The 12,489-nt window shown below is 68.1% G+C and carries 8 protein-coding genes and 1 pseudogene; 6 read left to right on the top strand and 3 right to left on the bottom strand.

The features are described from left to right. Positions 1–114 precede the first annotated feature (114 nt). Together ACT3UQ_RS12720 and ACT3UQ_RS12725 are read right to left on the bottom strand one after the other, a co-directional pair. Positions 115–2,277 (bottom strand): SH3 domain-containing protein, encoded by a 2,163-nt coding sequence (locus ACT3UQ_RS12720; RefSeq protein ID WP_105569637.1) that lies wholly within the window; start codon positions 2,275–2,277, stop codon positions 115–117. 152 nt (positions 2,278–2,429) lie between these two features. Further along, on the bottom strand, positions 2,430–3,083 hold the full coding sequence (locus ACT3UQ_RS12725) for a peptidyl-tRNA hydrolase (RefSeq protein WP_105552919.1): 654 nt from the start codon (positions 3,081–3,083) through the stop codon (positions 2,430–2,432). Positions 3,084–3,207: 124 nt separating this feature from the next. Here ACT3UQ_RS12725 and ACT3UQ_RS12730 point away from each other — a divergent pair, with 124 nt between their 5' ends. The 6 genes and pseudogenes from ACT3UQ_RS12730 to ACT3UQ_RS12755 form a co-directional block, all read left to right on the top strand. After that, on the top strand, positions 3,208–4,773 hold the full coding sequence (locus tag ACT3UQ_RS12730) for a S8 family serine peptidase (RefSeq protein WP_444637223.1): 1,566 nt from the start codon (positions 3,208–3,210) through the stop codon (positions 4,771–4,773). After that, positions 4,770–5,357 (top strand): RNA polymerase sigma factor, encoded by a 588-nt coding sequence (locus ACT3UQ_RS12735; RefSeq protein ID WP_444637224.1) that lies wholly within the window; start codon positions 4,770–4,772, stop codon positions 5,355–5,357. Before ACT3UQ_RS12730 ends, ACT3UQ_RS12735 begins: the two co-directional genes overlap by 4 nt. Next, complete coding sequence (locus ACT3UQ_RS12740) at positions 5,354–5,836, top strand: hypothetical protein (RefSeq protein ID WP_105552917.1); 483 nt, start codon at positions 5,354–5,356, stop codon at positions 5,834–5,836. The genes ACT3UQ_RS12735 and ACT3UQ_RS12740 overlap by 4 nt, the downstream gene beginning before the upstream one ends. A 2-nt stretch (positions 5,837–5,838) precedes the next feature. Continuing rightward, on the top strand, positions 5,839–8,331 hold the full coding sequence (locus ACT3UQ_RS12745) for a CHAT domain-containing protein (protein ID WP_444637225.1): 2,493 nt from the start codon (positions 5,839–5,841) through the stop codon (positions 8,329–8,331). A 105-nt stretch (positions 8,332–8,436) separates the two neighbouring features. Beyond that, positions 8,437–10,548, top strand: coding sequence for a S8 family serine peptidase (locus ACT3UQ_RS12750; protein ID WP_444637226.1), 2,112 nt, complete (start codon positions 8,437–8,439; stop codon positions 10,546–10,548). Positions 10,549–10,755: 207 nt separating this feature from the next. Next, a pseudogene (locus ACT3UQ_RS12755) lies at positions 10,756–10,833 on the top strand (hypothetical protein); the annotation flags it as partial. 32 nt (positions 10,834–10,865) lie between these two features. Here ACT3UQ_RS12755 and ACT3UQ_RS12760 read toward each other — a convergent pair. Continuing rightward, positions 10,866–12,428, bottom strand: coding sequence for an arylsulfotransferase family protein (locus tag ACT3UQ_RS12760; RefSeq protein ID WP_105650304.1), 1,563 nt, complete (start codon positions 12,426–12,428; stop codon positions 10,866–10,868). Positions 12,429–12,489 lie beyond the last annotated feature (61 nt).

Raw genomic sequence — 12,489 nt, forward strand, 5'->3', positions numbered from 1 at the left:
CCACCGTTGCCAGTCCGAGATTTCGGACTACCCTCCTTGGGTTGGCTCCTCGCGGCACTTTTGGGGCCCTCGGCGGCAATGCCGCGAGCCCCTCCGGCGGAGCAGCTTTCACGCTCAGCGTCGCAGCGCGCTGAGATCCAGCCTGCCGTCGGTGCCCGAATCCCCGTAGACCTCGACGTGGATGTGGTCCAAATGCAGGGTGGTGTCGTTCCAGTTATTCGAGAACTGGTTTCCGTACTTGCCGGACCCGGAGTACGCAGTCCAGCCTGTCGTCGGAAGCCAAATCCGGTCCTGCCAAATGAGGTAATAGATACCCAGTTGAGCGCGGTTGTCGATCAGGAACTGGGCCAGCTCATCGCCTTCAGCGATCCGGCGCTTGTTCTTGTAGTCCCGGATCATCAAGTCCACTGCTTTGCCTGCGCTATGCCCGGCCGAGCCGCTGCGAATCGTGTGGATGCCGCTGACCGTGTCGCGGAATCGGCCGTCGATTGCCTTCATGACGCGTCGCGCATCCGGTTGGAGGGCCGCCGGGGCCCGCCGGGATAGGTAGCTTTCTTTGATCCATCCGCTGCCTCTGGAAGTTTTCACCTTCGTCCAGCCAGTGCTGGACGTCAAATATGTGACCTTCTCGCCCGAAGGAACGACGCCTTTGCCCCGGTGGTGGACCCCGGCGCCAGCCCGTAGGTTGACGTTGGCTGTTGTCCATCGGTAGCTGTTGCTCTGCTGCTTGTCGGGCGCAGGCTTCGTGGGCTCGGCAGCCGAGAGGTAGCCGGAGCTGATCCACCCGATGCCTTCGGAGGTGCTCACCCGCGTCCAGCCGTTGGCGCTTCCGTGTGCGGTGACCGGCTGGTGCAAGGTGATCACCCCCAGGGACTGGTGCGCCCTGGAGTAGCCAGCGCGCAAGTGCACGTTGCTTGTAGTCCAGCGTTTGAGCCTGTTCAGCGGTTTGTAGGCGCTGTTGACCAGCGCGCTGGATGCTATCCAGCCGGTGCCTCGGGAGGTTTTCACCTTGGACCACGAGCCGCTGGCGGTGTAGAACCCAACCTTCTGCCCGGCACGGATGGTGCCAGAGGATTTGGCTTTTGCCGAAGCGCTGGCGCGCACCGCCACGGATTGCACCGTCCAACGATGGCCTTTGAGGACGTTGCCGACGGGCTTGCTCGCGGTCAGGTCCCGGGTGGCCACCCAGCCGGTACCCTTGGATGATTTGATTCGGGACCAACCGTTGGAGGTGCCATGCAGGGACACCTTTTCGTTTTTGGCCACGGTGCCTAGCCGCCGGCTCGATCCAGCGTTGCCCGAGCGCAGTGCCGTCTGCTTCACGGTCCAGCGGGATGCGGCGGAATGGGGCTTGTAATAACTGCTCACGAGGCTGCTGGTGGGCACCCAACCGGTCCCGCGCGTTGTCTGCACCTTGGACCAAGACCCCTTGCTCAGGTAGAGGCCGACCTTGTCGCCGGCCTTGATCATCCCCAAGGATTTGGCCTTGTTCCAGTTGCCCTGGCGCACCACGGTATGAGTGATCATCCACCGATTCCCAATGAGCTTATCGACCCTTGGCTTCGTGCTGGATAGCTGCTTTGCGGATATCCATCCCCTGGCACCGGACGCGGAGACATAAGCCCAGCTTCCCGAGGTGCGCAACCATTCGAGCTTTGCACCGGCCCCGACACGGGTGACGGTGGATGCCTTCGTGGAAGCTGATTTGTAGACCGTTTGCGCGGACTTCGTGTACCGATGCACTGCGGCCGGAAGGGACGTGGAAAGCTGGTTGGTCGGTACGAACCCGATCGTGCGTCCGGCCTTAATGCGTGTCCAAGCTCCCGAAGACCCGAGTCGTTGAACCTTGGTTTTACGGATCACACCGGTCAGCGAAGGCGCTGCGGCAGAGGCCTTCTGACGCAGGGGCTGGAAAGACTTCAGGTAGCGATAAACGCTTGCCTTGGGCTTGGACTCGCTGGGAACCCCAACCGTGGTCAGGTATTTTGATGAGACCCATCCGGTCCTCTTCGCAAAACTTACTTGGTCCCATCCGGAGCTGCTCCGGATCACCGATAGCGTGGTATTTTTCGGAATCACCAGCTGCGCGGCGGATGTGCTTGACGCGGTTTTCCGCAGAATCAAATTCGCCGTGGTCTTCTTGGAGATCTTCGCTTTCACCGCGGAAATTTCCACCGCGGATTCCGGTCGAATCTGCGCTGAAGCGGCAGCCGGCATTCCCAGCCCCACGGTTAATACCGCTGCGAGCGCAAGACTCAGTACACGGTTGGCATGCATGAAATTATTTACCTTCGTGACAAGGCATTTCTGCCGATCCTCAGTGGCTCACGAAAGTGAACAGCCATCCGCTGTGGTGACATGACTGTTACCGCCAAAAAGAATCATGACACACAAATGAGGCTCGCGGATACCCGAGCTAAAGCTGAGCTCTACGACTCAGCGCAGAGAACAAATGCGGTGGTCGAGCCGGGTTCAATTTCGGTTCGCCCGGCGTCCTGGATCACCGGACCGGACGCTTGAGCGGAGAGCCGATCAAACTCGTTGCGCGGCAGCTGCTTGATGCCAACCGGCGCGTGGACTTTGAGCCAACCTTCGATGATGGTTGGCCGTGCCTCGGTCAGCCAGGCGAAGAGCGCATGGGCTGCTTGCGCGGCGGCTTTACCCGTAGACATGTCCAAGGACTTGTTCAGCACGATGTTCACCGAGGCGACCAGCGCCTCGTCGCTTTTTGGCAGCTCGGTTCCGGAGACCTGCAGCTTGGCGATCAGCTTGGGCAAGTCCGTGGCGGGAAGCGGTGGCAACCCGACGGCTTGGGCCTTGCCCACCTCGCTGATCATCTGTTCGGGGAACATTTCCAAGACCTTGGCGAACATCTTCGGATTCGCGCGGCGCACCGATTTCGCGAAGGCCTGGCTAGCCCAGGTCTGCCATTCCGGGTTCTGCGGATTCTGCAGGTAGGCAATGACCGCGGCCCGGGCCACCGCCGAGATCCCTTCATCCTCGGTAGACGGATCTTCCTTATCGATCCGCAAGATGATGGGTTGCACTAATTCGAAAAGTTCTCGTTCAGTTTGCTCGCTCACCACTTCATTCTATGTGCGGCGCCCCTGCCCTGCTCCGCTAGCCCATTGCATGGGCCGGGGCTGCGCCTTGAGCAGGCGCTCCAGCGGTGCGCGGAACCCGGATCCGGCGTAGGATGCAGGCATATTGGAATGGTGCCGAAAATTCTGTTCCAGCATTGATGTATCACCGCGGAGCCTCATCCCTCCTAAGTCTCAAGAACTCGACCTTGAGAGGACCATCATGACCGAGCACTTGACCGTCGCCAGCAATCCCTTCCCCCACCTTGACCCGCTGGTCGCAGCGGCCTGGAACTTTCGCACGGTGGTGCCGCATTCCGGCGGTGCGACCGCCTATGTGGCCAATTCCCTGCTGCTCCTAGCGGAGCCGAGCACGATCGCCGGCCGCCTCGCAGCCATCAACAAGGTGGCCGGTGAGCTGGGGATCAAGGTGGAGGCCACGCCGCTGGGCATCGAGCCCGGCCGGGAACAGGCCCCGGTGAAGCTCGCACCGCCGGTCAGCCGGCTGGTGCTGCATGGCGACCCGGAGGATGTCGACGCCTGGCAGCTGCTGAGGCGGCTGCGCCGGGCGGGGGCCGCTGACGGGGTGGCCCTGGACCACGCGCTGGTCGCCACCCCGTACTACGCCGGGGTGCCCTACTATGCGGGCGTGCCTTATTACGCTGGCGTCGCCGGGGCGCCGGCCACCAGCTACGGAGCACCGGGGATGGGCGGTCGGACCCCGGTGTCGGTGGTGCTGCCGGACCCGCTCGACGGCCGCCCGCGCACCAAGCGCGCGCCCGTGGTGGTCGTGCCGGACACCGGCCTGGAGCAGCATCCCTGGTTCCAGGACCCGGCCACCGCGACCGCAGAGGTCCACGTCGACGGGCAGCTGCTGGGGCGGCACGGGACGGTACCGGGCTGCGCGGTCCCCGAACCGGTGCGCAACCCGCTGGACGGCACGCTGCCGCCCTTCGCCGGCCACGGGACGTTCATCGCCGGGCTCATCCGCCAACGCTGCCCCGAGGCCCGCATCCTGGGCATCCCGGTCATGGCCGACGACGGCGTGGTTTCCGAATCCTGCCTGATCGCCACGCTCCAGTCGCTGCGCACCGGCCAGCTCTCCGCCCTTGCGTCCGGAGACCAGGCGGAGCTCATCGACGTGCTCAGCCTCTCGCTCGGCTACTACCACGAGGCCCCGGCGGACCGGCTTGCCGATGCCCCGCTGCGCACGCTGCTCGAGGACTTCGGCCGCCTCGGCGTGCTGGTCGTCGCCTCGGCCGGCAACAACTCCACGACCGCCCCGATGTACCCGGCAGGCTTCGCCGCCGGACCTGCCGCCGCCGGGCTGCTTCCGTTGTGCTCGGTCGGCGCGCTGAACCCGGACGGCAGCGTCGCCTACTTCAGCAACGCCGGGCCATGGGTCAGCTGCCACCGCCCCGGCGCGGCGCTGGTCTCCACGATGCCCACGCACCTTGGCGGGGACCGGCAGATGATCGCCGCCCTGCAGAATTCCGGGCTGCCGCGCGCCACGCTGGACCCAGATGACTTCACCGGCGGCTTCGGGGTGTGGAGCGGCACCTCCTTCTCCGCCCCGGTGCTCGCCGCCGAGCTCGCCCGTGCCCTGGCCGAGACCGCCGCCACCGGGCTGGCCGAACGCCTGGAACGCGGATGGACGGCGCTGGGAACCACGCTGGGCTGGCAACGGCCATGACCGGGGATACTGACCTCGTCGATCGGGCCGCAACCCTCTTCGAAGAGTTCCGCGGCGGCCGGCGCGAACTGCTCGAAGAGCTGGTGCGGCTGCTGAATCCCACGCTGTGGCATCTGGCCCGCAGCTGCCGGCTCGAGCGCGCCGACGCCGAGGATGTGGTCCAGACCGCCTGGCTGCGGCTGGTGGATCGGGCGGAAACCATCCGGGACCCGCAGACCGTGCTCGCCTGGCTGGGCACCACGGTGCGGCGCGAAGCCTGGCGCGTGGCCCGCGATCGCGGGCGCACCCAACCCTGGGAGAACCCGGAACCCGGTGCAGCAGACCTCGGCCCCGGCCCCATGCCAGGTCCGGCCGAGGCGCTGCTGCGCGATGAGGCCCGGCGCACGCTCTGGGCGCACTTTTCCCGGCTGACGCCGCGCTGCCAGGCCATCCTGCGCGTCATCAGCCGCGGCGGAGCGCCGGACTACGCCGCCCTCTCCGCGGCGCTGGGCATCCCGGTCGGGTCCATCGGCCCCACCCGCGGGCGCTGCCTGGACACCCTGCGCACCTACCTGACCGCCGACCCGGCTTGGAGCACCCAATGAACGAGCAATTCGAGCCGCACCAGCGGCCCCTGGACGGGCTGGATACCGCGATCCTGGAGCAGCTCGCGGCGATCTATGACACCTTGGACCCGCCGCCGCCCACGCTGGACGACACGGTGCTCTTTGCGCTCTCCCTGGCCACCCTCAATGCGGAGCTTGCCACATTGCTGGAAGGCCAGGCTCCGGCGCTGCGCGCCGCCGAAACCAGCGCCACCGACTCGGTCACCTTCACCAGCTCGGCCTTGCAGCTGATGGTGTCCACCGCGCCGGAGCCGGACGGGTCGCTGCGCGTGGATGGCTGGGTGACCGGCGGCGGGCTCGACGTGGCGCTCTACGCGGGCAGCACCGCGCACTGGGCAACCTCGGATGTGAACGGCCGGCTGCTCTGGCGCTCGATCCCGCACGGGCCGATCCGGTTCCTGCTGCGGCCCGCGGACCCGGAGGCGAAGCCGGTGCTGACACCAGTCATCGAGTTCTAGTTATGCCGCTTGAGGACCACCTGTCGGCGGCAACCGAAGCCTACCGGGGCGCCCGGGCGGCCATTGCTGCGTACCGGCTGCCCGAGGCAGGCGCGCTGCTGGGCACCGCCCGCCGGCACCTGGCCGCGCTGCCCCGGCCCGAGCGCATGGACCTCGATCAGCGGATCCGGCTCACCGAATCCTGGCTGATCTGCGATGCGCGCGGGCTTCCCGCGGCGCTGGCGCAGATCGAGGCGGTATTGCAGGAAGCCGCCACCGCCGCAGACGACAATCTCGTGGCGCTCGCCCGCATCCAGGCCGGGGTGCTCCACGCCAGAGCCGGAAACTTCGAGGAGGCACTGGAACAGCTGCGGCCCGCGGTGAAGTACGCAACACGGCTCCCGCTCGATGACCGCGTGCGGCTGCTGCTGAACAAGGGCACCATCGGTTCGCAGACCGGCGCCCTGGCCGAGGCCGCCGCGGACCTGCGCGCGGCGGCGGAGCTGGGCAAGGACCTGCCGGCCTACCGGTTCATGGCGCTGCACAACCTGGGATTCGTCGAGTATCTGCGCGGGGACCTGCCAGCGGCCCTGCAGCTCATGGCACAAGCCGACGGGCTCGAGGTCGAGGTGGACCGTTCCGTCGCGCGCCACGACCGCGCGCGCGTGCTGCTGGAGGCCGGGCTCATCGAGGAGGCGACCGAGCTCTTCGAGCAGGCCGTGGCCGAGCTGCAGCTGGCCGGGCTGGCCGAAGAATGGGCCGAAGCCCGGCTGGACCAGGCCCGCTGCGCCGCGCTCGCCGGAGACCCCGGCCAGGCGGTCCGCCTCGCCGAGGGGGTCCTGGCGCAGGCCGCGGGGCGCGGCGAAACGGCCCGCACCCAGGAGGCCCGGGCCGCACGGCTCGAAGCGCTGGTCCTGGGCTCCGGGCCCGGGAAAGCGCAGCTTGCGGCGCAGGCCGCGGCCCTGGCCGCCGATGCCCGAGCCACCGGACGGCCCTGGCTCGCGGATCGGGCCGCCGCCCTGCAGCTGATCGCCGCCGCGGAGGGACCCGAGCCGGAGCTCGGCGATCCGCAGGCCCTGCGCGGCCTGCGCCGCATGCGGGCCTCCCCCTACCTTTCCACGCGCCTGCTGGCCGTCCTCGCAGGGCTCTGCACCACCACGGACCCGGCGCGGCGCGGCCGCCTGCTGCGCGCCGCGGCGCGGGATACCGCCGCCGCCCGGGCCGGCATGGCAAGCCTGGATCTGCGTACCGCCGTCGCGGTCCATCTGGCCCCCATCATGCGCTCCGATCTAGAGCGGGTGGCTGCCAGCGGCGACGGCTGGGCCGCCTTGCGGGCTACCGAACGCTGGCGGGCGGCGCTCGCCGAGGTGCCCTCGGTCCTGCCGCCCGCGGACGACGCGGCCGCCGCCCTGTTCGCCACGCTGCGCCGGCTGCGCGAAGAGCTGCGCACCGCCGCACCGGGTCCGGCAGGTGCCCTGCGCGTCGCGGCCGGCAGAATCGAAAGGCAGCTGCGCGAGCACCACTGGACCCACCGCACCCATGAACCGGAAGGCCTGCCCGGGCCGGTGGGCCGTGCCGAGCTGTCAGCGGTGGGCGTGCTCAGCTACTTCTGGTCCGCGGACGCGCTGCATCTGGTGCAGCTGGCGCCTGGCGCTCCGGCGCGGTTGCTGCCGCTGGCCGGGCGGGCAGAGGTTTCCGACCTGATCGCCGCCGCCCTGGCCGACACCGCGGCGGCCGGCAACGCGCCGGCGGGCCCGCTGTCCCGCGCGGTGCGCTCCTCGCTGAACGCCGCGCTGCAACGGCTCGAGCAACTGGTGCTGCCCGAGGACCTCGGCAACGCCCCGCTGGTGATCATCCCCAGCGGGGAGCTGGCCAGGCTGCCCTGGGGCATGCTGCCGCGGCTGCGGCACCGCGGTTTCACGCTCAGCCGCTCGGTTGCGGCTTGGGCTGCCGGCGGCGTCAGGCTTGCCGGCCCACCCAGCGTGGCCGTGGTTGCCGGTCCCGGGCTGGCGCTGGCCGAAGCCGAATGCGCGGCGGTGGCCGGCTGCTGGGCCGGCGCCCGGCCGGTCCCCGCCGAACCGGCCGCGCTCAAAGCCGCCCTGGCCGCCTACGACGTCGTCCACATCGCCGCCCACGGGCAGCACCGGGAAGACAGCCCGCTCTTCTCCTCGCTGCGGTTGCACGGCGGTTCGCTGTTCGCCCACGAGCTGGAGCAAGTGCCGATCCGCGCCTCGCTGGTGGTGCTCTCCGCCTGCAGCGCCGGGCGGGGGCGGCTGCGCCCCGGGGACGAGGCGCTGGGCCTGACCTCGAGCCTGCTCGCCATGGGGGTGGGCGCCGTCGTGGCACCGCTGACCGACATCCCCGACGCCCTGGCAGAGCGGACCATGGCAGGCCTGCACCGCCGGCTCGCCTCCGGGCAGGAGGGGCCCGCGGCGCTCGCCGCGGCCTGCGACGGGCCGCTGGAGCGCAGCTTCGCCTGGTTCGGTTCCGACTGGCGGGCCGGCCCGGGCAGCTGAGCGGAAACTTTTTGGGCGGCGGTGTATCACCGGCCGCCGCCGGCGCTCCTAGGGGGTGCGGCGCAAAGGGGCGCCGCATCCGTTATCGGCTCCAGGAGCAATCCAATGTCAGAGAACAATGAGGCGCAGGCCTACTACTACGCCGACGGCGAGCGGGTTCCGCTGGCCGCATCACCGAACTTCGTCGCCATCCATGCAGACGCGGATCAGGCCGAGGCCATGAACGCCCGCGCCGCGGCGGCATCCCACGACCCGCAGCACCCGGTCCAGCTGCTGCGGGTCACCGACCAGAACCTCGTGGTCATGCGCGTCGAGGACGCGCCGCTCGCGCGGCCAGCCGGGGCGCAAGCCGCCGCGGAGGCCGGGGCAGTGGACATCTACGAGCCGGTGGCCGCGCAGGCCGGGGACGGCGAAGACGCGCCGAGCGCGCTGATCGACCAGGGCGAGCTCATCGCCAAGTTCGAGCCCGGCGCCGACGCCGCGGCGAAGCTCATCAAAAAGCACCATCTTCAGACCGTCCAGGAGGACTACCCGGAGCCCGGCGCTTACCTGCTGCGCACCACCCGCGCGCCGGACTCCGCGCTGGCCATCGCCAACGAGCTGCACGAGCAGGAGGGCGTGGAGTACGCCGTGCCGAACTTCGTGCGGATCGCCCCGCGGCTGACCAGCACCCTGGAGGAGCTCGTGGAAACGGCCGAGCCGAACGGCACCGGCCCGGCGTTCACGCCCAACGACCCGCTGCTGCCGGCGCAGTGGGGCATCAGGAAGATCCGCTGCCCCGAGGCCTGGGACATCACCCGCGGCAGCTCCGCCATCTCGGTGGCGGTCATCGACGAGGGCGGCAACGCGCACGAGGACTACGTCCTGGCCCCGGGCTACGACGCCCGCTTCAACGACCCGAACCCGGCCCCCAGATCGGCCGATGGCCACGGGGTGGCCTGCGCCGGGATCGTCGCGGCCACCGCCCACAACGGGCGCGGCATTGCCGGTGTCGCGCCGAACAGCCGGGTGCGGCACATCCGCATCGCCTACGGCATCGGCAACGGCTTCTGGTCCACCACCGACGCCATCATCGCCGCCGGCGTCCGCAAGGCGGTCGACCTCGGGGCCGATGTGCTGTCCAACTCGTGGGGCAGCCCCACCAGCACCGTGGTGACCAACGCGTTCCGCTACGCCCAGGCCACCGGGCGCGGCGGCCGGGGCACCCCGATCGCGGCGGCCACCGGCAACGGCGACATTCTCGGGGTCGGCTACCCGGCCCGCCTCTCCCCCTCGATCCGCGGCTTCCTCGCGGTCGGGGCCAGCAACCAGTGGGACCAGCGCAAGAGCAAGACCAGCCTCGACGGCGAAACCTGGTGGGGCTCGAACTACGGCCCGCAGGTCGACGTGGTGGCGCCCGGGGTCAAGATCCCGACCACCGACATCATGGGTTCCGGCGGCTACTCCGGCGGCAACTATGTGAACACGTTCAACGGCACCTCCTCGGCGACACCGCATGTCGCCGGCCTGATGGCTCTGATCCTTGCCGTCGATCCGGCGCTGCGCTCCTGGGAGGTCGAGGACATCATCAAGCTGACGGCGCGGGACCTGGGTTCCGGGGGCCGGGACCAGCACTTCGGGTTCGGCCGGATCGACGCCCGCAAGGCGCTCGAGGCCGCTTCCCGGATCTGGTACTCGATCCAGGTCACCCCGGTCTTCCTCGGCTCCGGCCGCGACACCTATATCCGCGCCAACATCCGGCTCTACAACCCGGGCATCAACACGGTGCGGCTGAACGGACTGACCTTCCGCTCGCACGCTCCGAACGGATCCGTACTGGACCAGTTCAGCTTCGCAGGCAATCCCGGCCCGGTGATGCTGGCGCGCAGCGGGCACGACGTGCGCTTCACGAACGTGCTGCTGCGGGCCAACGGGAACCGCTCGCGGTGGTCCTATAAGTGGTCGGCGAACTGGGGCTACACCTTCTGGCGGCCGGGTGCACCGCTGCATCCGCTCGGGGCCCAGGAGCCGGCCGACGCCGGTGCCGGCGTCCTGGACGAAGCACAGGGCGTGAGCGAGACCGTGCCACCGGTAGAAGGTGCGGACGCTGGCGCGGATAGCCCGGTCGAGCCGGTGCCGAACGCCGAACCCGAGGCGCTGCCTGCGCTCAATGGAGCCGGCGGGGACCAGATCACCGTCGATCGGACCAGCAAGGCGATCACCATCGTGGTGCGCTGAGCCGGTGCCGCTGGGGGCGGAAATCGGGGATCCGACATGCAATCTTGGGGGATGCATGTCGGATCCCCGCCGCGGTTAGATCGCCGAATCCGGTGATGGTGGATTCCGCCGATTTCAGGCAATGAATTGCATGCAGATCGGCCCACTTCATGTTTGACTTCCCAGGATCCGGAATCCCGCGATGCACGCACCGCCGAAGACAAGGCCATGGCCTTGCTCCGGGCCTTCGGCGATGCAGCGGCCACTTGTGTCGGAGTCAGCGAGCTAGCCCGACGAGCCGAGCTGTCGAAATCCACACCGGCCTACCTGCCAGTCGCTTACTCCTGGTGCATTGCGCTGCCAAGCACCTCACCGTTGCCGTCCAAGGCTTCAACAACGACGTACCGTGCATCGCCGGGCAACGGGATGGCTGTTTCAAAGGACTCCCGTTCGACGGTGGCCTGTTCGCTTGCGGTTGCCGCGTCGTCCCCGGTTAGCAGGCGCCATTGCGCGACCTCGGTAGCACCGTTCCAGGAGACGTATGCGGTGCGATCCCGGAGCGTGAGCTGCGGGTCGGTCGATGGTTGCCCGTGCCACGCAGCCTTGTACGCCCGGTAGCTGGTGCCTCCCCCAGAGAATCCTTCCGGGTAGCAGGCATCGCCATGGCAGATATCGTAGAGCAATTCACCATCATGGTTGTATTCCGAAAAATAGGACTGCGAGCCCCAGCCGATAAGCATGTTGCCGTTGGACAGTTCTTGGGCGTTGGCCATGCTGCCGGCCGCCCGTTCCTGCGGCGGAGCATACTCGGTGACCACCGAGGCGGTCATTGCCCCCTCGTCCAGTGACAGCCGCAGCCCCCGGGAGGACCGTTCGCTCTCATCTCCTTTGGCGTGGTTGTCCAGCAGCGTCAGCGTCCCGTCGGGTGCTCGCTGCGCGTCATGCTGCCAGACGAACACGGCATCCTCATCGAGGTCGAAGTCGCTGGCCGATCCACCCAACGTCCAGACCACCTCCCCGGTGGTGCGGTCCAGCCGGTACACCGCCGAAGTATGCCGGGCCGAGACGAGAATTGCGCCGTCGTGGTCTTCGGTTATCGAATTAATGTGGAAGTAGTCAAAAGGCTTTTCCGCGGTGCCCAGTTCGTCCTCGTCCTCCGTCTGCGCGGCCCGTTCGGAGTCGAAATCCAGCATCGTCTGCGTCAGCGGAACATGATCCAGCGCGCTCCATTCGAAGATCACCTCGCCGCTGGCAATGTCGACCTCTTGGATCACCGCATCTTCGATGTTTCCATCCTCCGGGCCTCCCACGGCAGACAGATCGGCCGGGGTGGGCACATAGGAAGCGATCAGCATGGTGCCGGCTGCGGTGATGGTCGAGTCGTGGAAGTCTGCCTTGCCCGGACCTAGAGAACCGCCGGTGGTGACGCTGGCAATCTGTTCGTAGGCGGCGTTGAGGATGAGAATCTCGCCATTGCCGCGGCCTCCGTCTCTGGTGCCCTGATAGACCGTTAATACTGTTTCGCCGCGGTATTCCTGCGGACGAAGGTCAAAATAGTTGTCCTTAGGGTCCTCCGGGTCGATCGGTTCCATCCAGACAAGTTCGCCTTGGGCATCGAAGATCATCGCCCCGGATGAGGGAGTGCCGGTCTCGTAGCCCGGGGTCAAGAAAATATACTCGGTCATTCCCCCGTGCTTTGCGGCCGCGGTTTCGCCGTGCGAAACTGCCAATTTCGGCGGCGTCAGATCCGGGCGGCTGACGAAGCTGTGATGCGGCACGGGGTAGTCCTCGGCCCCTTCGGTGGGAGCACAGCCGGAGAGCAGCACGGCGAGCGCCGCCACGATGGCTGCAGCCGACGCCCGGCGGCGGCGAGGTTGATACCAAGTGATGTTCGCACCCATACCTCAGAATGACACCGTTGGGCCGAGGATAACAAGGGCTGAGCGCTGCGGCACCGTCATG

This window comes from Glutamicibacter sp. AOP12-B1-11 (assembly GCF_052379245.1).
Lineage (GTDB): Bacteria > Actinomycetota > Actinomycetes > Actinomycetales > Micrococcaceae > Glutamicibacter.